18 protein-coding genes, 1 tRNA gene and 1 pseudogene are annotated in these 24,274 nt (G+C 69.1%); 12 read left to right on the top strand and 8 right to left on the bottom strand.

Annotated elements, in window-relative coordinates:
- The first annotated feature begins 207 nt into the window (after positions 1-207).
- Positions 208-1,284, top strand: coding sequence for a tRNA-dihydrouridine synthase (locus ACNI14_RS08635; RefSeq protein ID WP_420519591.1), 1,077 nt, complete (start codon positions 208-210; stop codon positions 1,282-1,284).
- Here ACNI14_RS08635 and ACNI14_RS08640 read toward each other — a convergent pair.
- From ACNI14_RS08640 to ACNI14_RS08660, 5 genes are read right to left on the bottom strand one after another with little or no spacing between them, the layout of a single operon-like run.
- Positions 1,253-2,977, bottom strand: coding sequence for an AMP-binding protein (locus ACNI14_RS08640; RefSeq protein ID WP_420519592.1), 1,725 nt, complete (start codon positions 2,975-2,977; stop codon positions 1,253-1,255). The genes ACNI14_RS08635 and ACNI14_RS08640 overlap by 32 nt on opposite strands.
- A gap of 53 nt (positions 2,978-3,030) precedes the next feature.
- Entirely contained in the window at positions 3,031-3,552 is a 522-nt protein-coding gene (locus tag ACNI14_RS08645; RefSeq protein WP_420519593.1) for an acyl-CoA thioesterase, read from the bottom strand.
- A complete protein-coding gene (locus ACNI14_RS08650; protein WP_420519594.1) occupies positions 3,549-4,397 on the bottom strand; it encodes a MaoC family dehydratase in 849 nt (282 codons plus the stop codon). The genes ACNI14_RS08645 and ACNI14_RS08650 overlap by 4 nt, the downstream gene beginning before the upstream one ends.
- A gap of 26 nt (positions 4,398-4,423) precedes the next feature.
- Positions 4,424-5,773: a 3-oxoacyl-ACP reductase gene (locus ACNI14_RS08655; protein WP_420519595.1), complete on the bottom strand. Its 1,350-nt coding sequence runs from the start codon at positions 5,771-5,773 to the stop codon at positions 4,424-4,426.
- Positions 5,773-7,041: an acetyl-CoA C-acetyltransferase gene (locus ACNI14_RS08660; RefSeq protein WP_420519596.1), complete on the bottom strand. Its 1,269-nt coding sequence runs from the start codon at positions 7,039-7,041 to the stop codon at positions 5,773-5,775. Before ACNI14_RS08660 ends, ACNI14_RS08655 begins: the two co-directional genes overlap by 1 nt.
- A gap of 93 nt (positions 7,042-7,134) precedes the next feature.
- Here ACNI14_RS08660 and ACNI14_RS08665 point away from each other — a divergent pair, with 93 nt between their 5' ends.
- The 6 genes from ACNI14_RS08665 (at position 7,135) to ACNI14_RS08690 (ending at position 12,421) form a co-directional block, all read left to right on the top strand.
- Complete coding sequence (locus ACNI14_RS08665) at positions 7,135-7,785, top strand: TetR family transcriptional regulator (protein WP_420519597.1); 651 nt, start codon at positions 7,135-7,137, stop codon at positions 7,783-7,785.
- Positions 7,782-9,743, top strand: coding sequence for an acyl-CoA dehydrogenase family protein (locus tag ACNI14_RS08670; protein WP_420519598.1), 1,962 nt, complete (start codon positions 7,782-7,784; stop codon positions 9,741-9,743). The genes ACNI14_RS08665 and ACNI14_RS08670 overlap by 4 nt, the downstream gene beginning before the upstream one ends.
- Before the next feature lie 79 nt (positions 9,744-9,822).
- On the top strand, positions 9,823-10,281 hold the full coding sequence (locus tag ACNI14_RS08675) for a hypothetical protein (protein WP_420519599.1): 459 nt from the start codon (positions 9,823-9,825) through the stop codon (positions 10,279-10,281).
- 69 nt (positions 10,282-10,350) lie between these two features.
- On the top strand, positions 10,351-11,607 hold the full coding sequence (locus ACNI14_RS08680) for a DUF2254 domain-containing protein (RefSeq protein WP_420519600.1): 1,257 nt from the start codon (positions 10,351-10,353) through the stop codon (positions 11,605-11,607).
- Between the two features lie 8 nt (positions 11,608-11,615).
- Positions 11,616-12,230, top strand: a complete 615-nt coding sequence (locus tag ACNI14_RS08685) for a YitT family protein (protein ID WP_420519601.1) — start codon at positions 11,616-11,618, stop codon at positions 12,228-12,230.
- A gap of 117 nt (positions 12,231-12,347) precedes the next feature.
- Positions 12,348-12,421 (top strand) — tRNA-Pro (locus ACNI14_RS08690).
- 158 nt (positions 12,422-12,579) lie between these two features.
- Here the strand turns inward: ACNI14_RS08690 and ACNI14_RS08695 are convergent.
- Positions 12,580-13,698 (bottom strand): class I SAM-dependent methyltransferase, encoded by a 1,119-nt coding sequence (locus ACNI14_RS08695; RefSeq protein ID WP_420519602.1) that lies wholly within the window; start codon positions 13,696-13,698, stop codon positions 12,580-12,582.
- Positions 13,699-13,871: 173 nt separating this feature from the next.
- Here ACNI14_RS08695 and ACNI14_RS08700 point away from each other — a divergent pair, with 173 nt between their 5' ends.
- The gene (locus ACNI14_RS08700) at positions 13,872-14,117 is read left to right on the top strand and encodes a putative acetyltransferase (protein ID WP_420519604.1); all 246 of its coding nucleotides are present in this window, start codon (positions 13,872-13,874) and stop codon (positions 14,115-14,117) included.
- Between the two features lie 55 nt (positions 14,118-14,172).
- On the opposite strand, the gene ACNI14_RS08705 is transcribed toward ACNI14_RS08700, so the two are convergent.
- Positions 14,173-15,759, bottom strand: a complete 1,587-nt coding sequence (locus tag ACNI14_RS08705; RefSeq protein WP_420519855.1) for an SDR family oxidoreductase — start codon at positions 15,757-15,759, stop codon at positions 14,173-14,175.
- Positions 15,760-15,968: 209 nt separating this feature from the next.
- Between ACNI14_RS08705 and ACNI14_RS08710 the strand changes: the two genes are divergently transcribed.
- The 4 genes from ACNI14_RS08710 to ACNI14_RS08725 all read left to right on the top strand — a co-directional run bounded on the left by ACNI14_RS08710 (position 15,969) and on the right by ACNI14_RS08725 (position 22,754).
- Entirely contained in the window at positions 15,969-16,136 is a 168-nt protein-coding gene (locus tag ACNI14_RS08710; protein WP_420519605.1) for a hypothetical protein, read from the top strand.
- A 358-nt stretch (positions 16,137-16,494) separates the two neighbouring features.
- Positions 16,495-18,126, top strand: a complete 1,632-nt coding sequence (locus ACNI14_RS08715) for an NAD(P)-binding protein (RefSeq protein WP_420519606.1) — start codon at positions 16,495-16,497, stop codon at positions 18,124-18,126.
- 9 nt (positions 18,127-18,135) lie between these two features.
- On the top strand, positions 18,136-21,699 hold the full coding sequence (nifJ, locus tag ACNI14_RS08720) for a pyruvate:ferredoxin (flavodoxin) oxidoreductase (protein ID WP_420519608.1): 3,564 nt from the start codon (positions 18,136-18,138) through the stop codon (positions 21,697-21,699).
- Positions 21,700-21,701: 2 nt separating this feature from the next.
- Positions 21,702-22,754 (top strand): dihydroorotate dehydrogenase-like protein, encoded by a 1,053-nt coding sequence (locus ACNI14_RS08725; RefSeq protein WP_420519609.1) that lies wholly within the window; start codon positions 21,702-21,704, stop codon positions 22,752-22,754.
- Here the strand turns inward: ACNI14_RS08725 and ACNI14_RS08730 are convergent.
- A pseudogene (locus ACNI14_RS08730) lies at positions 22,743-24,181 on the bottom strand (SDR family NAD(P)-dependent oxidoreductase). The gene ACNI14_RS08725 and the pseudogene ACNI14_RS08730 overlap by 12 nt on opposite strands.
- Between the last annotated feature and the right edge of the window lie 93 nt (positions 24,182-24,274).

A 24,274-nucleotide genomic window follows, 5' to 3' on the forward strand; every position in this document is an offset into this window, starting at 1 on the left:
GTTCTCGTGACAAGGCGGCCGGATGAACGGAGAGCACGGCGGGCCGCGTCCGCCTGACGGGGGCCTTGGTGCTCAGCTGGTCCGGCCCGGCGGTCGCCGTGTGAGCGGAGCACGGCAGGCGGCCGATGCGCGGGTCGGGTCCCGCTCGCGGCCCCCCGGGTCCGAGGTCACGGGGGAGCGGCCCGGCGCCGGGGTAGCGTCGCTGCCATGGACTGGTGGTTCGATCCCGCGCGGAGCTACGCGTCCAACGTGGAGGACGGTCCCTTCGGGGCCTTCGCGGAAGGACGGGCGACGCCAGAGACCCCTGCCACGCCTGGCGAGATGTTCCTGGGTCACCCGGTGCACCGTCCCTTCGGCATCGCGGCCGGGCCCCTGCCCACGTCCCGGCACTGCGCCGCCGCCTTCCGCCACGGCTTCGACGTCAGCGCCTACAAGACCGTGCGATCCCGCGCCATGCCGGCCCATGTGTTCCCCAACACCCTCGCGGTGCGCGTGGACGGCGACCTCGCGGCGGAGCCGGGCACGACGCTGGTGGCGGACCACGATCTGGCGTCCGCGACCAGCATCTCCAACTCCTACGGGGTGCCCTCGCGCGATCCGGACGAGTGGCAGCCGGACATGGCGGCGGCGGCGGTTGCGGCGGGGGATGGACAGCTGCTCGTGGGCTCGTGTCAGGGCACCCGCGACGGCGGCGACGACCACCTCGTCGCCGACTACGCGCGGGCCGCGGGACTCGTCGCGGAGACGGGCGTGGGCGCGATCGAGCTCAACCTGAGCTGCCCCAACGAGGGCACGGGCGCGCTGCTGTGCTTCGACACGCCGCTCGTGGCGAAGGTCGTCCGCGCGGTGAGGGAGCGCATCGGCGATGTGCCGCTTGCTGTCAAGATCGCGTACTTCCGCGACGACGACGCCCTCGCAGCGCTCGTCCGCGCAATCGCGCCGGTCGTGGACGCCATCGCGGCCGTCAACACGCTTCCCGCCCGCCTGGTCGATGCCGAGGGGCGCCCCGCGCTGCCCGGCCCCGGTCGCGACACCGCGGGGGTGTGCGGCGCCGCCATCCGATGGGCGGGGCTCGACATGACGCGCCGGCTCGCGCGCCACCGGGAGCGAACGCGCACCGAGTGGGCCGTCATCGGCGTGGGCGGCGTGCTCGTCGCAGGGGACTACGAGGACTACCGCGCCGCAGGCGCCGATGCCGTGATGACGGCAACCGGCGCCATGCGGGACGCGGGCCTGGGGCGCGCGGTCCGCGCTACTTCGACTTCGCCGCCTCGATCTCCCTGAGTCCGCGACGAAGCACCTTGCCGACGTTCGTCTTGGGCAGCTCGTCGAGGAACTCGATCGCACGAGGTCGCTTGTACCCCGTGAGCTCGTCCTTGAGGAAGGCCATCAGCTCCGCCTCGGTGAGGGACTCGTCGCGACGCACGACGAACAGCTTCGGAACCTCGCCCGCGCGCTCGTCCTCGATGGGAATCGCGCCGGCCTCGAGCACCTTGGGGTGCTGCATGGCGGCGTCCTCCAGGTCGCCGGGGTACACGTTGAACCCCGAGACCACGATGATCTCCTTCTTGCGGTCGACGATGCTGAGGTAGCCGTCGTCGTCCATGGTCGCGATGTCGCCCGTGAGCAGCCACCCGTCGTCGGTGAGGACCTCGGCGGAGGCCTCGGGCTGACGCCAGTAGCCCTGCATGACCTGCGGGCCCTTGACGGCGAGCTCGCCGGGCTCCCCGAGAGCAACTTCGGAACCGTCCTCGGCGAGGATCTTCACGTCGGTCGAGGGCAGCGGCACGCCGATGGTGCCCACGCGGGGCGGCAGGTGAGTGGGGTTGACGCTCACCACGGGGGAGGCCTCGGTGAGCCCGTAGCCCTCGATGATCTCCGAGTCCGTGAGCTCGCGCCAGCGCTTGCCCACGGCGCTGCGCAGCGCCATGCCGCCCGCCACGGAGACCTTGACGTTGGACAGGTCGAGCTTCGCGAACTCCGGGCGCTCCATGAGCGCGCCGGCGAGCGTGCTGACCAGGACCAGGCAATCGGGCTTCTCCGCGTCCAGGGTCTTGATGAACGCGGCCGTGTCGCGCGGGTTGGTGATGAGCACGTTGTGCCCGCCGAACCGGAAGAATCCGATGCAGTTCACGGTCAGCGCGAATACGTGATAAAGCGGCAGCGCGGCGATCACGGAGGTGTTGCCTTCCTCGAGCACCACCCGGATCTGGCCGATGAACTGCTCCTGATTGGCCAGCAGGTTCCAGTGCGTCAGGACCGCGGCCTTGGTCCCGCCCGTGGTGCCACCCGTGTACTGGAGGAACGCCACGTCGGCGTGGTCCACGCCCGGATCCGTGAACTCGACCGGGTCGCCCGTGAGGAGGGCGCGGAAGTCGATCGCACCCGGCAACGAGTACTCGGGCACCATCTTCTTGACGCGCTTGGCGACCAGGTTCACGATCGAGCGCTTGGGCTGGTGGAGCATGTCCCCGGCCTGAGTGACGATGACGTGCTCGATCGTCGTGCCCTTGGCCAGCACCTTCTCGAGCTTGTCCGCGAAGTTGGCGAGCACGATGATCGCGCGGGGCTCGGCGTCCTTCACGACCGCGGACAGCTCATTCGCCGTGTAGAGCGGGTTCGCGTTGACGACGACCAGTCCCGCGCGCAGGGCGCCGTACAGCGCCACCGGGTACTGCATGAGGTTGGGCATCTGCAGCACGATGCGGTCGCCCTTGTTGAGGCCGAGCTCGTTCTGCAGGTACGAGGCGATGCGGGTGGCGATGTCGTCGACCTCGCTGAAGCTGACCGATCCGCCGAGATTCGAGAACGCGGTGCGGTCGCCGTAGCGCTGCGCCGCGTGGGCGGCCATCTCGCCCAGGGAGCGTTCGACGGGAGCATCGATGACGCGGGACACGCTCTCGGGGTAGAAGGCGAACCAGGGCCGTTCGGCGTCGCCGATGGGGTCGTGGCTGGGAAGGGTGATGTGGTTCATCATTCATCTCCATTGATGCTGATGGGTCGGGGGACCGCAGTTGACGGGAGGACAGTTCAGGCGCTCCGTGCCGCCGAGTTGTGTGTCCAGGATCGTACCCAATCGGGAACGCTCAGGTGGGAAGGGAAGCCGCCGAGTTCTTCTTCGAGTTCGGCCGAGGATACGCGCCCGCGGCCGCGTTCCACGTAGCAGGCGCGAATCAGTGCGCGGGCGTGCTCGACCTCTCCGCGCATGAAGGACTGCTCGAGGTACGCCCAGCGGTCGTCCACGCCCGCCACTCGGGTGTGGATCTCGAACGACTGGCCGAGGGTGAGGTCCTTGAAGTAGGTGATGGACTGGCCCGCGACGATGGGAAACCATCCGCGATCACGGCAGCGCTGCCAGAACCCAGAACGGACCATGAGATCCAGGCGCCCCAGGTCGAGCAGGGTCAGATAGCGGCCGTTGTTCATGTGACCGACGGTGTCGAGATCCGTGGGCGTCACGCGAAAGGTCGTCACCGCGGTGTCCCAGAGGCCGATGCGTGGTCCGCGGGACGCCCCGAGTCGCACGCGCAGCAGCCTCAGCCAGAGGTTCACGTCGCGCCGTCCGTCACCGACATCAGCAGCATCGGCTTGCTGCCGTCGCGCGACGTCACCGCGCAGTCGACGCCCCGCTCGGTGCTGACGGACCGGAAGCCCACGGTGCCGGGCAGCATGATCGGCTTCACGAAGTCCACGCGTGCGGTGTAGGAGGCAGGGAGCTGACCGCCGAGTGCGGCGAGCGCCCGAGCATGGGTCCACATGCCGTGGATGATGGGCCGGGGGAACCCGAAGGCCCGCGCGCCGAGCCGACTCGTGTGGATGGGATTGGGGTCCTTCGAGACGCTCCGGTAGCGCCGTCCGAGGTCCGCGGGCAGGCGCCAGAGGCCATGGGGGGCGGCGGGTTCGAACGGGGTGCGCTGTCGCTGAACCGGATCGCCAGGCACAGAGACGCTGGTCGACAGATAGGTGCTGACGCCCCGCCACACAAGTTCGTCGCCCACGTGCGCCTGGCCCACGAGGTCCACCAGGGCGCCGCGCTGGTGAGGACGCAGCCCCTCGAGGTGAACGGTGAGGTCCAGGACCTCGTCCATGCCGACGGCGCGGTGCATGGTCATCTGGTTGGAGACGTGGACGGCACCCACGAGCCTCACCGACGACTCGGCGTCGCTCAGCAGGTGCACGTGCAGCGGGAACGTGAGCACGTGGATCCAGGTCGCCGGCACGCTGTCGCGCAGCGTGAAGCCGCACACTCGCGAGTACTGGGCAAGACGGGCGAGGCTCTGCCGCTGTCCGTGGAGCGTCACCGCGCGGTGGGGGATGCGGGCCTGACCGCTGCGGTTGGGGACCAGCGCGCGGGCGAAGGCGCCCGCCATCCCGGGCGGGGAGTCCAGGTGTTCCACGGTGCGGTCGCTCCTTGCGTCCGACATCAGGCGCCCACCAGGTTCTGCCCGCACACGCGCACCACCTGCCCGGAGACGCCCTGCGAGCGGGGGTCGAGCAGGTAGCCGATGGCCTCGGCCACGTCCTCGGGCTGCCCGCCCTGGCTCAGCGAGTTGGAGCGGCGGAAGATCTCGCGCTGCACGAACGGGATGCGTGCCGTCATGTCGGTCTCGATGAAACCCGGCGCCACGGCGTTGGCGGTGATGGATCGCGGCGCCAGATCCGGCGCCATGGCCGCGACGAGTCCGGCCACGCCGGCCTTCGAGGCGGCGTAGTTGGTCTGGCCCTTGTTGCCTGCGAGCCCCGACGTCGAGGCGATGCCGACGATTCGTCCGCCGTCCATCAGCCCGCCCTCGGTCGCGGGGTCGAGCAGCACCTCGTTCATGCGGATCTGCGCGGCGAGGTTGACGTCCAGCACCGAGCCCCAGCGCTTGGCGTCGGTGTTCACCAGCATCTTGTCGCGGGTGATGCCGGCGTTGTGCACGATGCCGTAGAGGCGCTCACCGCGAGTGGCGACGTGCGCCGCAATGGTGGCGCCCGCATCGGCCGCCGTGATGTCGAGCTGCACCGCGGTGCCGCCCACCTCGTTCGCGACGGCCGCGAGCGACTCGCCGGCGGGCGGGATGTCCACTGCGACGATCCTGGCGCCATCGCGGGCGAGGGTGCGGGCGATCGCCGCGCCGATGCCGCGAGCAGCGCCGGTGACCACGATGGTGCGACCGTCGAGCGGACGCTCATCGAGCGAACCGGCGGGCTGGTCGGCGCTGCCGACTCGCCACGCCTGGCCGTCCACGAAGGCGGAGCGGCCCTGCAGCACGAATCCGAGGGTCGACACCAGGTCACCCGACGTGGCGCCGGCGTCGACGTACAGGAGGGTCGCGGTGGCGCCCTTGCGGAGCTCCTTGCCCACGGTGCGGTTGATGCCGTCGAGCGCGCGGGTGACGGCCTTCGCCTCCCAGCCGTCGCCCTCGGCGCGAGCGAGAATGACGATGCGCCCGGAGGGTTCGATGGCGCGCACGGCGGGGCGGAGCACGGCACGGAGGTCCTCGAGGCCGGCAATGGTGGTCAACGCGGTGGCATCCACGACGAGGGCTCCGATGCGCGAGCCGTACCCGGCCGGCGTGTCGGGCTGGTCGTCGAACACGGGGGCCTCGGTCGCGCGGCCGAGCAGACTCAGCGCGTCGGCCGCGATGGTGCCGCCGCCGAGGGACGCGAGCACGATCGGACCCTGGGGCCACGCGCGCCCGCGCCGCAGCCGCGGTGGCTCCTTGAGTCCCGCCTTGGCGGACAGCGCCTTGCCGGCGGGGGAGTAGAAGGCCTTCTCGAGAGCGCCCATCACACTGCCTCCAGGATCGCGACGACGCCTTGACCGCCGGCGGCACACATGGATATCAGCCCCTTGGAGCCGGGTCCGCGCTCGTGGAGGAGCTTCGCCAGGGTGGGAACGATCCGCGCTCCGGTCGCGGCGAACGGGTGACCGGTGGCGAGCGACGAGCCCGTGACGTTGAGCTTGCCGAGGTCGATGGTGCCGAGTGCCCCGTCGAGGCCGACCGAGCGGCAGTAGTCCTCGGACTTCCATGCCTCGAGCGTGGTGAGCACGGTCGAGGCGAAGGCCTCGTGGATCTCGATGAGGGCGAAGTCGTCGAGCGTGAGCCCGCGTCGCTCAAGCATGCGCCCGGCGGCCGCCACGGGGCCGAGCAGCAGGTCGTCTCCGCCCGGATGGTTGACGGCGGCGACCTCGGCGTCAACGACCTTGGCGAGCACCGGGAGGTGATGCTGACGCGCCCACTCCTCACTCGCGAGCAGTGCGGTCGCGGCGCCGTCGGACAGCGCCGTCGAGTTGCCGGCCGTCATGGTTCCGCCGGGCCCGCCGAACACGGGCCGGAGCTTCGCGAGCTTCTCGACCGAGGTGTCGGCCCGCAGGATCGCGTCCTTAGCGACGCCCAGGTACGGCGTCACGAGGTCGTCGAAGAACCCCGCGTCCCATGCGGCCGCCAGCTTGTGGTGCGAGGCGGCGGCGATCTCGTCCTGGTTCTCGCGGGTGATGCCCCACCGCTCGGTGGTGAGCGCCTGATGCTCTCCCATCGACAGGCCGGTGCGGGGCTCGGTGACGCTGGGCGCCTGGGGCTTGAGGTGCGCGGGGCGGATGCGCGACAGGGCCTTGAGCCGCTGCGGGGCCGTCTTCGCCGCGTTCGCGGCGAGCAGTGCTCGCCGCAGCGGGTCCGAGACGGTGATGGGGGCATCGGAGGTCGAGTCCGTACCGCCAGAGATCCCTGAGTCGATCTGTCCCAGCGCGATCTTGTTCGCGATGTAGACCGTGGTCTCGAGACCGGTGCCGCACGCCTGCTGCAGGTCGCACGCGGGAGTGTCCGGCGCGAGCGCCGAGCTGAGCACGGCCTCGCGGGTCAGGTTGAAATCCTTGGGGTGCTTGAGCACCGCCCCCGCGGCGACCTCGCCGATGCGCGAGCCCGCGAGCCCGTAGCGTGCGACCAGGCCATCGAGGGCGGCGGTCAAGAGATCATGGTTCGAGGCCTGGGCGAACGGTCCGCCCGCCTTCGCGAATGGGGTGCGATTGCCCCCGACGACCACGGCGTTGTGGGTCATGCGTCCTCCATCATTGGAAAGGTTCATACCTCGGCAGCAACTAGCCGGTACCGACAGTAGCAGATACCCCCAGTATCGGGTACGGTGTGGGGCATGGCCATCGACGGCAGGGACTCCCGCTGGGAGGAACATCGCGCAACGCGGCGCAAGGAGCTCGTCTCCGACGCCCTGCGCGCCATCCGCGTGCACGGCGCCTCGGTGGGCATGGACGCCATCGCCCAGCGGGCGGGAACCTCCAAGACCGTCATCTACCGGCACTTCGGTGACCGAGCGGGCCTGTACGACGCGATCGTCGAGCAGGTGCACTCGTACATCCACGAGGGTCTGTCCGCGGCCTTCCGGCTGTCCGACCCGACCGACCTGGGCCGGCTCACCGCCGATCTCGCGGACGCGTATCTCGAACTCGTCGAGCGCGATCCCGAGATCTACCGGTTCGTCATGGCACCGCCCGCTCCGGCCGCCGATGCGGTCGCCGATCCGGTGCGCGGCCTGCCCGGTCTCATCGGCGAGGAGATCTCGGCGGCCATCTCGGCCAACCTGACGGCGCGGGGCATGGATGGCTCGAGCGCCCCCACCTGGGGACATGGCCTCGTGGGGTTCATCAAGGCCGTCGCAGACCACTGGATGGCGTCCGACCCGCGCCCTCCCCGCGAGCACGTGGTGGCTCACATCTCCGACTTCTTCGCATCCGCACGGGTCGGCGCGTCCGCGCTGACCGCCACCCCCATGGAGGACCGACAATGACGTTGACCCACCCTGAGCGCCCCACACAGGCGGCGGCGCTCGACTCTGAGCGCCTCACCACTCTGGGCGCGCAGCTGCGCACCGCGCTCGACGGCGACTTCGCCGAGGACCGCGCGATGATGCGTGCCACCTTCCCCGTCGACGACCTGTTGCGTGAACCGGAGCTCGACGTGGAGGCGTCCCGAGAGTGGACGCTGAACCGCCTGCTCGCGCTGAACGCCCACGGCTTCGGGAGCGTGGGGGTGCCCACCACCGCCGATGCGGGCTCCGACCCGCGCCAGGCGGTGCTGACGTTCGAGATGCTCTCGCACGGCGACCTGTCCGTCACGATCAAGTCCGGCGTGCAGTTCGGCCTGTTCGGCGGCGCCGTGACCAACCTCGGCACCGCATGGCACCACGAGACCTTCCTTCCGGACATCACCTCCATGAAGCTGCTGGGCGGCTTCGCCATGACGGAGTTGGGGCACGGCAGCGACGTGGCGAGTCTCGAGACCACGATCACGTACGTTCCCGAGACCGGAGAGTTCGAGGTGCGCTCGCCCACGCCGGGCTCGACTAAGGCCTACATCGGCAATGCCGCCAAGGACGGCACCATGGCGGCCGTGTTCGGGCAGCTCATCGTGGGCGACGAGTCTCACGGCGTCCACGTGGCGTTGGTCCCGCTGCGCGACGACAACGGCGACGACCTGCCGGGAGTCACCACCGGCGACCACGGCCACAAGGGCGGCCTGCTGGGAGTCGACAACGGCACCATCAGGTTCGACCACGTGCGAGTGCCACGACGCATGCTGCTGGACCGCTACGGAGGCGTGGACGAGTCCGGCACCTACGTGTCGTCGATCCAGAACCAGAATCGCCGCTTCTTCACGATGCTCGGCACCTTGGTGCGGGGTCGTGTGTGCGTGGGAGGGGGCGGAGGCATCGCCGCACGGCGCGGTCTGTCGATCGCGACGAGGCATGCGCTGCGGCGCCGGCAGTTCCCGGCCGCTGGCCGACCCGACGGCGTGCTGCTCCTTGACTACCTGGTGCATCAGAAGCGCCTGATGCCGCGCATCGCGCGCTCCTACGCGCTGGGGTTCGCGCAGAACGAGCTCATCGCGGCGCTCGTCCATGTCCAGGGCGGGGACGAGTCCACCGAGGAGGACCAGCGCAGTCTCGAGACGCATGCCGCGGGCCTGAAGGCGGTGCAGACATGGTTCGCCAACGACAGCATCCAAGAGGCACGTGAGGCCTGCGGCGGCGCCGGCTACATGAGCGAGAACCAACTGGTGGAGATGCGCAGGGACGTGGACATCTTCGCGACCTTCGAGGGCGACAACACCGTGCTCATGCAGCTCGTCACCAAGGCGCTGCTGACGGACTACCGCAAGGAATGGGGAGCGCTCGACCGCAGCGGCGTGGTGCAGGCCACGGCGCGCGTGGCGGGAGAGTCCGTGCTTGAGGCGACATCCGCGAGCATCGTGCTGGGCAGGCTCGCGGACGCCGTCCGCCGCAGGCCCGAGGAGACCACCCTGGTGGATCGCCGCTGGCACGCTCTCATGTTCGAGCAGCGCACGCGTCACTCCCTCGAGTCGCTGGCGATGCGCATGCGCGCGGCGGCCAAGGGCAAGGGCGACGAATTCGAGGCGTTCAACGCGCTCGGCGATCACGTGCAGTTCGTGGCGCGGGCATACATGGACGAATGGATCCTGTCCGCGTTCATCGACGGACTCGAGGCCGTCGAGCCAGGGGAGACCCGCGAGGTGCTCGAACGCCTGTGCAGCCTGTTCGCGCTGCAATCCATCCACGACGACCGCGCATGGTTCATGGAGCACAACCGCATCAGTGCGGGCAGGTCCAAGGCCATCGGTGCGCAGATCAACGACCTGTGCCGCGAACTGCGCCCGCACGCGTTGCCGCTGGTCGAGGGGATGGGGATCCCGGAGGGCTGGCTCGGGGCGCCGCTGCTCAAGGACTGAGGTGCCGGTCGCACTGAACGGGCTCGCGCATCGGCTAGCCTGAGGGGCCTTTTCCCCGGACGTGCCAGGAGACCCCGCCATGCTCGAAGGCCTGCAGGATTTCGCCACGTCGTTTCCCGCGTGGGCGCAGTGGTTCGCCATCGCGTTGATCTCCGCGATCCCGTTCGTCGAGTCCTACGGTGGCTCGATCGTGGGCGTGCTGATGGGCCTGCACCCCGCGATCGCCATCGCGGCCGCAGTCGTGGGCAATGTCGTCTCGATGCTCGCGGTCGTGTTCGGCGCCCATGCGGTGCGGCGCCGCACGGTGGGCGACGAGCAGCTGAGTCCGCGGCGCGCGCGGCTGCGCACCATGTTCGACCGCTACGGCGTGCCGGGCGTGTCCCTGCTCGGCCAGACTGTGCTGCCCAGCCAGATCACGTCGGGCGCGATGGTGGGGTTCGGCGCATCCCGCACGGCGGTGGCCTGGTGGCAGGTGCTCTCCATCATTGCGTGGGGAGTCGCGTCCGGACTGCTGGCCGCCGGGCTCATCGGCGCGTAGAGCGCGCCGATGCGGGCGCAGGTCGCCCGCACACGGCAGTATCGGGAGAAGACAGGGGGAGGAGGGCCTATGCAGACCAGCGGATGGCGCACGTTCTTCGCACGCCTCGCTCAACGGATCTGGTTCAGGCTCATGCTGTTCACAGCGCTGGCCTTGATGGTGTCCCTGCTGGGCCGGTTCGCCGGGCCCGCGCTGCCGGATGCCTGGGCCCTGGAGTTCGGCCAGGACTCCGTCGCGACCATCCTGCAGATCCTCGCATCGTCGATGCTCGCGGTGACCACCTTCTCGCTCACGGTGATGATCTCCGCCTATTCGAGCGCGGCGGCACAGACGACCCCGCGCGCGACCCAGCTGCTGCTCGCCGACAACACCTCTCAGAACGCACTCGCGAGCTTCTTGGGGTCGTTCGTGTACTCGATCGTGGGCATCGTCGCGCTGTCCACGAGCTACTACGGCGAGAAGGGCCGCACGCTGCTGTTCCTCGGCACGCTCGTGGTCATCGCGATCGTCGTGGCCACCTTGGTGCGGTGGATCCATCACCTCCAGAACTTCGGCCGCATGGCGGATGTGCTGGACCGTGTCGAGAGGTCCGCTCGTGGCACCGTGTGCGCGTACGCGGCCGCTCCGACCCTCGGCGGTGCTCCGGCGACGGATGTGCCGGCGAGCGCACGTGCGATCAGGGCGCAAGGACCCGGGTGCGTCACCGGGATCGCGGTGTCCGCACTGGCGGCGGCCGCGGAGCGCGCGGGAGTCACGGTGCACGTCGTCGCGTTGCCCGGCGTGGCCGTGGGCCTGGGGACGCCGTTGGCCTGTGTGGACGGCTTCGCCGACGACGACACGGTGGCGGCAGTGCGTGAGGCCTTCCGCGTCGAGAAGCACCGGACGTTCGAGCAGGACCCGCGGCTCGGCCTCGTCGCGCTGTCGGAGATCGGCAGTCGCGCGCTGTCTCCGTCGACGAACGATCCCGGCACGGCTGTCGAGGCGCTCAACGCGATCCAACGAGTCATGACCGACCTGCTGACCACGGAGCCCGACAGGGAGGTGAAGTACCCGAGCCTGCGTGTGCCGACCGTGAGCCTCGAGGACCTCATCGAGGACGCGGTGCGGCCGCTGGCGCGCGACGGCGCGGGGCTGGTCGAGGTGGGCCTCAGAGTGCAGGGTGTGCTGGGCGACCTCATCGCGATCTCGGACCCGGGGCAGGCCGCGACCCTGCGCACCGCGTCCGAGCGCGCCGAGCAGCGGTCGGTGGGCGGACTGCCCGATGACGGCGATCGTCAGCTGATCGTCGCCGCGGCGGCCGAGGCGCGCGCTCGAGACAGGATCTGAGGGCGCGCATGTCAGTGGTCGACCCGCCCATCGCAGAGCGGCACGCGCTGTGGGAGGACGTGCTGGCGCTTCCCAGCGGAGCCTTCCTGATGTCCTTCGGGCTGTTCCTGCTCGAGCAGATCGGGGGAGTGTCCGGGGGACTCGCAGGAGTCGCGATCCTCGGCGGCTACTGGACGGGTGTGCCGTTCGGAGTGCTGTTCTTCCTGGTGAACCTGCCGTTCTACTGGCTCGCGGTGCGCCGGATGGGCTGGACCTTCACCGTGAAGACGCTGCTCACAGTGACTCTGGTCTCGGCGTTCACGTGGGTGCACGCGCGGTACCTGGACGTGAGCGAGGTGGCGCCGCTGTATGCGGCGATCTTCGCGGGTCTGGCCATCGGTGTGGGGATGATCATGATCTTCCGTCACGGCGCCTCGGCGGGAGGCTTCGGAATTCTCGCGGCGTACATGCAGGAGCGGCACGGCGTCCGCGCGGGCTACGTGCAGGGCGCGCTGGACATCGTGGTGGTCGGAGCGTCGCTGGCACTGGTCGAGCCACTCATCCTGCTGTTCTCGATTCTGGGCGCCGTGCTGCTGAACCTGGTGCTCGCGATCAACCACCGGCCGGGCCGCTACTTCGGCTAGCGGCGCCTCAGGAGCGCCGATGCGGGGGCCGGGTGTCGCTCCACGCGCGCATGGCGCGGCGGGATCAGACCTGGTGCAGACCACCGTCAGGCATCCGGTACGATTATCAGGCTGTCACGGGCTGTGGCGCAGCTTGGTAGCGCACTTGACTGGGGGTCAAGGGGTCGCAGGTTCAAATCCTGTCAGCCCGACAAATAGGAGCCGTCTACCTGGGGGAACCCGGGTGGGCGGCTCTTTTTTGTCGACATGGGGCGGTGGGGGCATCTGCCGAACTCGACATGGCACGTGCGCCATCACGGGTGGCGTGGAGATCAGGCGGGATTTCGGGGCTTGTGTGGGCCGTTCTTGCTCAGCGACGCGTCGAGACCGTGACAGTGAACTTGGCGTTGCGTGCGACTTGCTGGGTAGGCCCCACCGCGTCTTCCAGCAGCGGTCGGTACTTCAGCGCCGAGTTCCACACGCACCACAGCTGTCCTCCGGGGCGCAAGACCCGGGCCGCATCGGCGAACAGTCGGGGCGCGAGCACATCGGTGACGGCCGCGCCTGAGTGAAACGGCGGGTTCAACGCGATCAGAGACGCGCTGGCGGAGTTCCTCGCGGAGAGCCCGTCGTCGCGGACTACGTCCACTCGATCGTCGATGCCGTTGGCGAGCATCGTGGCGCGTGCAGATCTGACCGCGACGGCCGACTGGTCGCACGCGTAGACGTGAGCATGAGGATGCCGCGTTGCGAGCCATGCCCCCACGACTCCCGTCCCGCACGCGAGGTCAATGAACGGGTCATCTGCTGTCCCACCCATCAGTGCGGCGGGGAGGCTCTCCAGCAGCAACCGAGTGCCGATGTCCAGACGCGCTCCCGCGAACGCGCCCCCGAAGGCCCTGACCTCGAGACCCTCGATGTGCGCTGCCGCCGGCTCTGGGTCGCGACCATCGTGCGGCTCACGCGCCACGAGCACCCGGGACTTCTGTCGCGCGTGGGTCACGTCCAACCGCCCGAAGAACTCACTCAGCACCTCGTTCATCGACAGCGACATGTGCTTGAGCCGGCCGCCTGCGACCACGACCACGTCTGGATCGGCATGCGCGGCAACGAGTCCGGCGACGTCTCGGAGCGCGTCGAGGGACCGCGGTAGTCGCAGCAGGACTACTTGTGCGCCGCGCACGAGGTCCGCGTCCAGCGTGTACGTGCGGTAGCTCTCTTCAAGACCGGCGCGTTCGGCGTTGGCGGCGAGGGCGCGCTCGCCGTTCAGCGCGTCGAAATGTGCCCGGATGCCGCTCGCACCCGCGTGTGCCGCGCCGAGGGTCAGCGCGCCGTAGGCGTCGCCAATCACGACGATCGAACTCGCATCGGCGTCAGCGCGCAGCGCGGCGGACTCATCCAGAATCAAGCGGTCTGCGGCATCGACGGCGACGAGGCCGGGCGCTTCGACGTCAGGCCAACGCCGCAGCCCGTCGAGCACCACGCTCATTGCCTTCGACCCTCGTCTAGGGGCCACGCCCGCTCGGCCCTGCCGTATCCGTGGGAACTGACGCCCGCGGCCAGCGTCCCCCAGTTGATTCCGATCACGACGAAAGCCTAGACGCGTGTGCCGGGGACGCGGGCTCGTGCGTTGCCCGCGGCCGCTGCTGCGAAGATGAGGTCATGACCGAGCCGAGAAAGGAAAAGGGCCAGATCGCTCTGCCTGCGCCCGGCGCACGTGTAGTGGTTCGCTACTTGATTTCGACGGGACAAGCCACCGATGCGCTAGGAGAGCTGCTCAGCGTCGACGACCACACGGTGGTCGTCGAGGGCGTTCGTGGCGTCGAACGCATCGCGGTAGGGGACATCGTTGCCGCCAAGGCGGTGCCGCCCCGCAGGACACCGTCGCGTCGCTCCGCTCAATTCTGAGACGGTGAAACCCGGTGTCGTCGGCGCACCTCCGGTCAGCCTGCTTCCTGATGACCTACATGGCCGCTGCGGCCGCCTCGTCGTCGGCCTCGTCTTCTGCGATCGCGACGATGCGATTCACCATCCCGCTGAAGATCAGCCCATGGAACGGCAGCATCGACAGCCAGTACAGGCGACCCGTCAGTCCCCGGGGGAAGAAGACGGCGCGCTGCCAGTACTCGGAGCCCTCGTCGGTGGGGTTCACTCCGAGCTCGAGCCACGCAGCGCCTGGGACGCGCATCTCCGCGCGCAGGCGCAACAACCGGCCAGGGTCGACGCGCTCCACGCGCCAGACGTCGATCGCGTCTCCCACCTTGACGTTCCCGAAGCCGCGGCGCCCGCGGCGCTGACCCACGCCGCCAGACAACCGGTCGATGAGACCCCGCGTGGCCCACAGCACGGAGGCGGAGTACCAACCGGTAGCACCGCCCACTTGCGAGATGACCTTCCAGACCGCTGCCGGATCCGCGCTCGATTCCTTGCGTCGCGAGTCCTCGAACACGGTGCGCCCGGTCCAGTCGGGGTCGCTGGGCATGGGATCGCTCGGGGCGCCAGTCACTCGCGCGTCCACCCAACTGGTTTCGACCTGATCGAGTTCCATGCGGCCGAGCGCCCAGCGCACTGCTTCGCGGTAGCCCGTGAGCCCCTCCGGGGGCGGCGGGATCAGGTCGTCGATGGCGTCGTCCTCGACCACACACGAGTGCAGCAGTGACTCCACCAGAGGCCGGGCGATCTGGCGCGGAACGGGGGTGACAAGACCGACCCAATGCGATGCGAGGCCAGGGGTGAGCACGGGCAGCGCCGCGATGTGCCGCTGCGGCAGCCCTGCCTCGGCGGCGTAGCCGTTCATCATTTCCGAGTACAGCATGACGTCCGGACCGCCGATGTCGAAGGTCCCGTTGGTGCTTTCGTCGACGCGAGCGGCTGCGAGCAAGTAGTAGAGCACATCCCTGACAGCGATGGGTTGGATAGAGTTTCGCACCCATCGCGGCGCGGGCATGTAGGGGAGCACCTCCGTGAGGTGACGGATCATCTCGAACGACGCGGAGCCTGCGCCGATCACCACCCCCGCCTCCAGCACCACGGTGGGGACCGCTGATGCGAGGAGTATGTCGCCCACCTCCTTGCGAGAGGCGAGGTGTGGCGACAGCTCGACGTCGTCCGGGTGCAGCCCGCTCAGGTAGATGAACCGAGCAACCTTGTGCGCGGCACCGTGCAACGCCACATTGATCGCGATCGCGCGGTCCAGGCGTCCGTAGTCCTTGCCACTCGACATCGAATGGACCAGGACATACACGGTGTCGACATCGACCATCGCGCGATCCATGGCTTCGGCGTCGGCGGCGTCGCCCTCGACCACTTCGACGTCGTCCCCCCACGGCATCGCGCCGATGCGGGCAGCGGAGCGGGAGAGGGTGCGTACCCGGTATCCGCCTTGAAGGAGGCGAGGCACGAGCCGTCCTCCGATGTACCCAGACGCACCGAGCACCAAGACCAGCGGCGCCCTACCGTCGGCCTTGGGGACGGCCCGGACTTCCGGTTCCGAACCAAAGGGCGTGCTGAGGGGCGGATGATCGAGCAGCGGGTCCGACTCGTGGGACATCCTCGATCTCCAGTCTCGCGTGACGTGGGACACGCGTGTCATGCAAGGAACCGTGGGGGCTCTCCCCGCATTCCCGATAGCGGACGGCCGCTGCGTCGCCCAAGGAGGTCGCCAGCAGCCGTACTCCACAAGAAAGCTGCTCGGAGAGGCTCACCCGCGCAGCGTCGCCAACACTTAGGCTGTGGTTGTTGCCGACCAAAGGATTCACGATGACTCCCGATCACGAGAACTTTGCACAAGAGCGACCTTCCGGCCCCGATGAGCAGGAAGTGCCCGAGATCGAGGACGACCAGACTGTCGCTCCACGTCCGGAGGAAGAGATCGCGGACGCCCTGCGGTCAGCACCCGACGACGGCCACGGCAAGCAACCGGAGTGACGGCACCCCGGCCCCGCCCTGGCTCACCCAGGCGATCCACGCTGCGGTCGGTGAGGTGCTGATCGCGCCAGCGTGAGCGTCCGACTGCTCGCAGCGTTGGCCCACGCCATGGGTGCGTGCCCGGGCGGTTCGGGTTCGCCCCTTCGCCCCTTCGCCCCTTCGCCCGAGAGGAGGCCGCGCGACGGAGGGCGTGCGTGCGCTGACGCGCGCCGACGGCGCACGCATGACCGCACATGCATCTGCGGTTGAGAGGGTCCCGACCATTCCGGCTCGTGGCCTGACGTTCCTCCAACCGGCGCTCCCTCTACGCCCGGCGTACGCTGAGAGAAGCGCCTCCGCGCTGCAGTGAGGGACGATCATGGATCTGAACCGCCGTGACATGACGGAACTGCCCGACCTTGCCCACACCGTGGGCAGCGCCGGACCGGTCCGCACTCGCCTGCCCATCTACGTCGATCTTCTCCCGCCGTGCAACGCGGCCTGTCCCGCCGGGGAGAACATCCAGGAATGGCTGCGCCTGGTCAAGGCTGACCAGGATGAGGCGGCGTGGCGCGAACTGGTCCGCAACAACCCGTTCCCCGCCATCCACGGCCGTGTGTGCTACCACCCGTGCGAGACCGCCTGCAATCGCAAGGAACTGGACGGTGAGGTGTCAATTCACGCGGTCGAGCGCTACCTCGGGGACCTGGCGATCGACCGGGGTTGGCAGTTCGCGCCACCGGAGCGTTCGTCGGGACACCGCGTGCTGATCGTCGGCGCGGGCCCGTCCGGGCTGTCGGCGGCCTACCAGTTGGCGTTGCTCGGCCACGAAGTCGAAGTCCGCGACGGCGCTCCTCAGCCCGGCGGCATGATGCGGTACGGCATTCCCGAGTACCGCCTGCCCCGCGACGTCCTCGATGCGGAGATCGCCAGGGTGGCGAACCTGGGCATCCGCATGATCACCGACCACAAGGTGTCCGACCTCGCGAAGGAGCAGGCGGAGGGCCGGTTCGACGCGGTCTTCGTGGCGATCGGTGCCCATCTGTCGCGCCGCGTCGACATACCGGCGATGGACGCCTCCCGGATTCTCGACGCTGTCTCGTTTCTGCGGGACGTGGCCTCGGGAGCGCGCCCCGAGATCGGCTCCAAGGTGGCCATCTACGGCGGTGGCGACACCGCCATGGACGCGGCCCGCGTCGCGCGCCGGCTCGGAGCGGAGGAGTCGATCATCGTCTACCGCCGCACGGCGGAGCAGATGCCCGCGCACACCCTCGAGCGCGAGGAGGCGATGGCGGAGGGCGTGCAGATGAACTGGCTGCGCACCATCTCGTCGATGGACGAGTCGGATCTCACCGTCGAGATCATGGAGCTCGACGATGCGGGCGTGCCCCACGGCACCGGGCGATACGAGCACCTCGAGGCTGACACAGTGATTCTCGCGCTCGGCCAGGAGTCGGACTCCGCGTTCCTGCGCAAGATCCCGGGCATGTCCTTCGCCCACGACGTCCTCGAGGTGGACCCGCGCACGCTCATGACGGCCGTTCCCGGGATCTTCGCGGGCGGGGATGCCGTGCCGTCCGAACGGACCGTCACAGTGGGGGTCGGACACGGCCGGCGCGCCGCTCGCCAGATCGACGGGTGGCTCTCGAGCCGGCCCACTGTCGAGCCGACCAAGCACCCGGTCGCCACCTTCGACACGCTGCACGTCTGGTACTTCGGCGACAACATGAAGACCACCCAACCTGAACTCGAGTCCAGCGCGCGGGTGACGGACTTCGACGAGATCGTCGGTGGGCTCACGCCCGAACAGGCGCACATCGAGGCAGGACGCTGCCTGTCATGCGGCAACTGTTTCGAGTGTGACGGTTGCCTGGGTGCATGTCCTGAAGACGCGATCATCAAGCTCGGCAAGGGAAGCCGCTACCGGTTCGACTACGAGAAGTGCACCGGGTGCGCGACCTGCTTTGAACAATGCCCTGTCCATGCCATCGAGATGATCGCGGACCGGTGAGGAGATGCCATGAACGCGATTCTGGACGGCAATGGGGCGGCGGCCTCCGTCGCATACCGGCTCAATGAGTTGTGTTCGATCTATCCCATCACCCCCAGCTCCACGATGGCCGAGCTGGCCGACGAGTGGACGGCGAAGCACCGCACCAACATCTACGGAACGGTGCCGACCGTGGTCGAGATGCAGTCTGAGGGCGGCGCGGCCGGGGCACTCCACGGCGCCCTGCAGGGCGGGGTGTTGAGCACCACCTTCACCGCCTCGCAAGGCCTGCTCCTCATGATCCCCAACATGTACAAGATTGCAGGAGAGCTGACGTCCACTGTGCTGCACGTCGCGGCGCGGTCCCTGGCGGCCCAGGGCCTGTCGATCTTCGGGGATCACCAGGACGTCATGGCCGTCCGGCAGACCGGTTTCGCGATCCTCGCCTCGTCCAGCGTGCAGGAGTGCCATGACATGGCCGCGATCGCCCAGATGGCGACGCTGCGATCCCGGGTGCCGTTCGTGCACTTCTTCGACGGGTTCCGGACCAGCCACGAATTGAATTCGCTCTCCACGCTTTCCGACGACGACTTGCGCCGCCTCGTGCCGGAGGCCGCCGTGATGGGGCACCGCCGGCGAGCCCTCTCCCCGGAACACCCGTACATTCGCGGCACCGCGCAGAACCCGGACACATACTTCCAGTCCAGGGAGACGGTCAACCCGTTCTACCAGGCCACCCCGGGGATGGTGGGCGACGCGATGGACGAGTTCGCGGCGGTCACCGGCCGGCGGTATCGGCTCGCCGAGTACTCGGGCGACCCCGAGGCCGACCGCGTCATCGTCGTCATGGGGTCGGGCGCCCAGACGGTCGAGCAGACCATGGAGCACCTGCGCCGGCGAGGCGAACGCGTCGGCATGGTCCACCTCCACCTGTACCGGCCGTTCCCCGTCGACGAGGTGCTGGCGGCCATCCCGACCAGCTGCACCCGCCTAGCGGTCCTCGACCGCACCAAGGAGCCGGGTGCGGGCGGCGAGCCGCTCTTCCTCGACATCGCCTCTGCCCTCGGTGAGGCGGTGGGCACCGGCCGGCGCGCGCGCATGCCGCTGGTGATCGGCGGACGGTACGGACTGTCGTCCAAGGAATTCACCCCCGCAATGGTCCAAGGGATCTACGACGAGCTCTCGTTGCCCGTCCCGCGCCCCCGGTTCACGGTAGGGATCACGGACGACGTCTCCGGACTGTCTCTCCCGTACCCCGCAGACCTTGACATAGAAGACCCGGAGACCGTGCGCGCGGTGTTCTATGGGCTGGGCTCGGACGGAACGGTCGGTGCCAACAAGGACACGATCAAGATCCTCGGTGCCAGGGAGGGGACGTATGCTCAGGGGTACTTCGTCTACGACTCCAAGAAGTCGGGCTCGCGCACGGTGTCGCACCTGCGGTTCGGGCCCATGCCCATCAGCGCGCCATACCTTGTGAGCAAGGCGGGGTTCATCGCCTGTCACCACTGGTCGATCCTCGAGCGGGTGGACGTGCTCCGCAGCGCCCGGCCGGGAACCGTGCTTCTGCTCAGCAGTCCGCACCCGCCGGACGAGCTGTTCGCCCACCTCCCCGCGCCGATGCAGAGGCGCATCATCGACCTCGGGATCGAGGTGTGGACCATCGATGCCGGTGAGGTCGCCCGCTCCGCCGGCATGGGAAACCGCATCAACACGGTCCTGCAGACCTGCTTCTTCGGCATCAGCCGGGTCATGCCCCGCGACGCGGCGATCGAGGCGGTGAAGGAATCCATCCGCACCACGTACGCGCGCAAGGGCGCGGAAGTGGTGGCACGCAACGAGGCTGCGGTCGACGCGGCCCTCGCGAACGTGCACCAGGTGCCGGTGCCCTCGTCGGCCGTGGGTGACGTCGGCATGATCCGACCCGTCCCGGAGGCCGCTCCGGAGTTCGTGCGGGACGTCACTGCGAAGATGCTCACGGGTGAGGGGGACGCGCTCCCGGTGAGCGTGTTGCCCGTCGACGGCACCTATCCATCCGGCACCACGAAGTACGAGAAGCGGAACATCTCCGACCTGATCGCGGTGTGGGATCCGGACGCGTGCATTCAATGCGGGAACTGTGCCTTCGTATGCCCGCACGCTGTCCTGCGTGCCAAGTACTATCCCGCGTCGGCGCTCGACGGCGCACCCGAGACCTTCCAGACCGCTGAGCTCAACGCGGTCGGGCTGCCCGGGTCGCAGTACACCCTTCAGGTCTACGCCGAGGACTGCACCGGATGCGGGCTGTGCGTAGAGGCCTGCCCCGTGAAGCCCATCCAGGCCGGGGCCGGGCGCAAGGCGATCAACCTGGAACCCCAGGCGGACCGCACCGCCGAACGGCAGAACGTCGCCTTCTTCGAGACCATCCCGGTGAACCGCCGCTCGCGGGTCGACTTCGGCACCGTGCGCGGCGTGCAGTACCTGGAGCCGCTGTTCGAATTCTCGGGGGCGTGCGCTGGCTGTGGCGAGACGCCGTACCTGAAGTTGCTCTCTCAACTGTTCGGTGGCCGCGCCATGATCGCGAATGCGACGGGTTGCTCGTCCATCTATGGCGGGAACCTGCCGACGACACCGTGGGCCCGCAACAAGTACGGGCGCGGCCCGGCGTGGTCCAACTCCCTTTTCGAGGACAACGCGGAGTTCGGTCTCGGGCTCCGGCTCGCTGCGGATCTCCACACCGATCTCGCACGCAGGCGTCTGCACGATCTGAGGAGCGAGCTCGGGGACGAGTACGTGAACGAGATCCGCGACGCATCCCAGCTCTACGAGTCAGATCTGTCACGCCAGCGAGCCCGTGTGGAGGACCTCAAGGAGCGGCTCGACGGACTCTCCGGCCCGATGGCGACCGACCTGCGCTCGGTGGCCGACCACCTCTTGCGTCGCTCGGTGTGGATCGTGGGCGGGGATGGGTGGGCGTACGACATCGGCTCGTCGGGCCTCGATCACGTGCTCGCGTCAGGCCGGAACATCAACGTGCTGGTCCTCGACACGGAGGTCTACTCGAACACCGGCGGCCAGGCGTCCAAGGCCACCCCGCTGGGCGCGGTCGCGAAGTTCGCCTCGGGTGGCAAGCTCACGAACAAGAAGGATCTCGCCATGCAGGCGATCGCGTACGGGAGCGTGTACGTCGCGCGCGTGGCCATGGGCGCCGACAAGCAGCAGACCTTGCGGGCGTTCCGGGAGGCGGAGTCCTATGACGGGCCGTCCCTCATCCTGGCCTACAGCCACTGCATCGCGCACGGGATCGACATGCGCACAGGCTTGGCCCAGCAGTACGCGGCGGTCGCCTCGGGGCACTGGCCGCTCATGCGCTACAATCCCGTGCTGCGGGAGCTGGATCAGAACCCGTTCCTCCTGGACTCCTCGCGCCCTCGGATCCCCCTGAAGGCGTACCACGACAAGGAACTGCGGTTCCGGATGCTGCGCGACTCCGATCCCGAAGCCGCGGAACGGCTCCTCGCTCATGCGCAGGAGCAGGTGCACCGCCGGTGGGCGGAGTATGAGCGTATGGCCGAACGGAGCGCATCCGAGTTCGCCGCAGACGCGAGGACCTGACGATGGACCTCACGACGCCGTACCTCGGCCTGACGCTGAGCAACCCCTTGGTCGCATCGGCCGGACCCCTGTCCCAGACCCTCGACGGGATCAGGTCTCTCGCGGAGGGCGGCGTGGGCGCGGTGGTGATGTTCTCGTTGTTCGAGGAGCAGCTGCGGCGGCAGGCCGCGCGCGACAGCCGGCTCATCGACGCTCATACGCACTCGTTCGCCGAGGCGCTCGACTACCTGCCCGATCCCGCAGGCGGTGCGCCCCATCTGGCCCAGAGCTACCTCACCCTCGTGGAACGCGCGGCGCGGGAGATCGACATCCCCGTGATCGCTTCGCTGAATGGGGCAGACATGGGCGGGTGGGTCTCCTTCGGACGCGACCTGCAGGACGCCGGGGCGGCCGCGCTCGAGTTGAACATCTACTTCGTCCCCGGGGACCTCACCACCTCGGGAAGTCGCGTCATCGCACAGCACCTCGAGATCGTCACTGCGGTCACGGAAGCGGTGGGGATCCCGGTGGCGGTGAAGATGAGCCCGTACTTCAGTGCGGTGGGCGACGTGGCGCTGCGGCTCGTGGACGCGGGCGCTGATGGGCTGGTGCTCTTCAATCGGTTCCTCCAGCCGGACGTGGACGTCGAGACCCTGGAGGCCAGCACCGCGTGGGCGCTCTCCGTGCCCGATGAGGGTCGCCTGCCACGCACGTGGATCGCCGCCCTGCGCCGCCACACCACGGCGTCGCTGGCCGCCACCACGGGGGTCGCAGATGGCACGGACGTGGTGAAGAACCTGCTGGTGGGCGCGGACGTGGTGATGTCCACCTCTGCACTGATCCGGCATGGGGCCGGGTACGCGAGGACCATGCTCGACGAGCTCGAGGCGTACCTCGAACGGAAGGATTTCGCTGACCTGGACGCCCTGCGCGGGCTCCTGGCCGTTCCGCCCGAGGTGGAGGGCAACGCCTGGCAACGGAGCAGCTATGTCGCAGCGATGGAGCGCGCGAAGGCGATCTACGGAACGCTCGAAGGCTCCACCAGTGGGGCGTGGACTAGCGAGTCACCAGCGTGACGGCTCGTAGTCCTTCAGGAACACCCCGAACAGGTCCTCGCCCTGCTCGCCGCGCACCACCGGGTCGTAGACCCGCGCGGCGCCGTCGACGAGATCGAGGGGTGCGTGGAAGCCCTCCTCGGCGAGCCGCACCTTGGTGGGGTGGGGCCGCTCGTCGGTGATCCAGCCCGTGTCCACGCTGGTCATGAGGATCCGGTCCGACTCGAACATCTCGCGCGCGCTGGTGCGCGTGAGCATGTTCAGCGCGGCCTTGGCCATGTTGGTGTGCGGGGGCCCGGTCCCTTGTATCCGCGCCCGAACACCCCCTCCATCGCCGACACGTTGACCACGTAGCTGCGGCCGTCCGGATTGCGCTGGGCCGCAGCGGCCAGCAGCGGCCGCAGCTGGTTGATGAGGATGAATGGAGCGGTCGAGTTGCACAGCTGCACCTCGATGAGCTCTCGGGGGTCGACGTCGCCCACGCCGTGGATCCATGAGTTGGACTCGTGCAGGTCCGGCACGAGGCCGCCCGCGTCGATCGCGCTTCCGTCAGCCAGCTTGGTCAGCGACGAGGAACCGGGCGCCAAGGCGGCGTCGGTGAAGCGCTGCGCTGTCGCGGCCGGGCTCTCGCCGAGTTCCGCAGAGGCGAGCAGCGGGTGCGGCGCGACCGCCGATTCGATCCCCAACGGGTGCTCGTCCCTGGTGCGTCCGAGTGTCAGCAGCCGAGGACCGCGGCCCTCGGGCCACAGCCCTTCGTCCAGCGGGACCGATTCGGCCTCGGCGAGCGGGGCGTACGCGCCGGGGGAGCGGCGCACGGTCTGCGCCGCATTGTTGATGAGGATGTCGAGCGGCCCGGCCGCGGCGGTGGACTCGGCCAGCGCCACCACCTGAGAAGGGTCGCGCAGGTCGATGCCCACGACGGTGAGGCGATGGAGCCAGTCGCCCGCATCGTCCATCGCCGCGAACCGTCGCACGGCGTCGCGCGGAAAGCGGGTGGTGATGGTGAGGTCCGCACCGTCGCGCAGCAGTCGCAGGGCGATGTGCATGCCGATCTTGGCGCGGCCCCCGGTGAGCAGCGCTCGGCGCCCGTGCAGGTCCGTGCGCGCATGGCGCTTACGGTGGCTCGTCTCAGCGCAGTCCGGGCACAGCTGGTGGTAGAAGGCGTCGACCGTGGAGTACTTCTGCTTGCAGATGTAGCACGGCCGTGGCCGCGCATACGTCCCGGCCACCGGGGCGGCGGCGCGAGCCGAGAGCGTGAGCCCGCGGGTCTCGTCGTCGATCCGGTCGGGCGCCCCCGTCGCGGTCGCGGCCACGACCGCGGAATCGGCGGAGTAGATCGCTGCACGCCGATCGCGGCGGCGGGCCTGCTTGACCGATTTGATCATTCCCGCCGCGGCATTGCGCACGGCCGTGAAGTCCGGATCAGCCTCGTCGAGTTCGTCGAGCATGCCCAGCACGCGCAGCGTCGTGGCGAGATCCTCGGGGTCGATGGTCGAGGGCGTGGAAGTGCGGGGGGAGGGTGCTGACACCCGGCGAATTCT

It is taken from the genome of Demequina pilifera (genome assembly GCF_048814985.1).
Lineage (GTDB): Bacteria > Actinomycetota > Actinomycetes > Actinomycetales > Demequinaceae > Demequina.

Excerpts from the sequence above, each read along its gene's own strand:
- ACNI14_RS08635 (WP_420519591.1), top strand. The coding sequence starts at position 208 with ATGGACTGGTGGTTCGATCCCGCGCGGAGCTACGCGTCCAACGTGGAG.
- ACNI14_RS08640 (WP_420519592.1), bottom strand. The coding sequence starts at position 2,977 with ATGATGAACCACATCACCCTTCCCAGCCACGACCCCATCGGCGACGCC.
- ACNI14_RS08655 (WP_420519595.1), bottom strand. The coding sequence starts at position 5,773 with ATGGGCGCTCTCGAGAAGGCCTTCTACTCCCCCGCCGGCAAGGCGCTG.
- ACNI14_RS08660 (WP_420519596.1), bottom strand. The coding sequence starts at position 7,041 with ATGACCCACAACGCCGTGGTCGTCGGGGGCAATCGCACCCCATTCGCG.
- ACNI14_RS08665 (WP_420519597.1), top strand. The coding sequence starts at position 7,135 with ATGGCCATCGACGGCAGGGACTCCCGCTGGGAGGAACATCGCGCAACG.
- ACNI14_RS08670 (WP_420519598.1), top strand. The coding sequence starts at position 7,782 with ATGACGTTGACCCACCCTGAGCGCCCCACACAGGCGGCGGCGCTCGAC.
- ACNI14_RS08675 (WP_420519599.1), top strand. The coding sequence starts at position 9,823 with ATGCTCGAAGGCCTGCAGGATTTCGCCACGTCGTTTCCCGCGTGGGCG.
- ACNI14_RS08680 (WP_420519600.1), top strand. The coding sequence starts at position 10,351 with ATGCAGACCAGCGGATGGCGCACGTTCTTCGCACGCCTCGCTCAACGG.
- ACNI14_RS08685 (WP_420519601.1), top strand. The coding sequence starts at position 11,616 with ATGTCAGTGGTCGACCCGCCCATCGCAGAGCGGCACGCGCTGTGGGAG.
- ACNI14_RS08695 (WP_420519602.1), bottom strand. The coding sequence starts at position 13,698 with ATGAGCGTGGTGCTCGACGGGCTGCGGCGTTGGCCTGACGTCGAAGCG.
- ACNI14_RS08700 (WP_420519604.1), top strand. The coding sequence starts at position 13,872 with ATGACCGAGCCGAGAAAGGAAAAGGGCCAGATCGCTCTGCCTGCGCCC.
- ACNI14_RS08705 (WP_420519855.1), bottom strand. The coding sequence starts at position 15,759 with ATGTCCCACGAGTCGGACCCGCTGCTCGATCATCCGCCCCTCAGCACG.
- ACNI14_RS08710 (WP_420519605.1), top strand. The coding sequence starts at position 15,969 with ATGACTCCCGATCACGAGAACTTTGCACAAGAGCGACCTTCCGGCCCC.
- ACNI14_RS08715 (WP_420519606.1), top strand. The coding sequence starts at position 16,495 with ATGGATCTGAACCGCCGTGACATGACGGAACTGCCCGACCTTGCCCAC.
- nifJ (WP_420519608.1), top strand. The coding sequence starts at position 18,136 with ATGAACGCGATTCTGGACGGCAATGGGGCGGCGGCCTCCGTCGCATAC.
- ACNI14_RS08725 (WP_420519609.1), top strand. The coding sequence starts at position 21,702 with ATGGACCTCACGACGCCGTACCTCGGCCTGACGCTGAGCAACCCCTTG.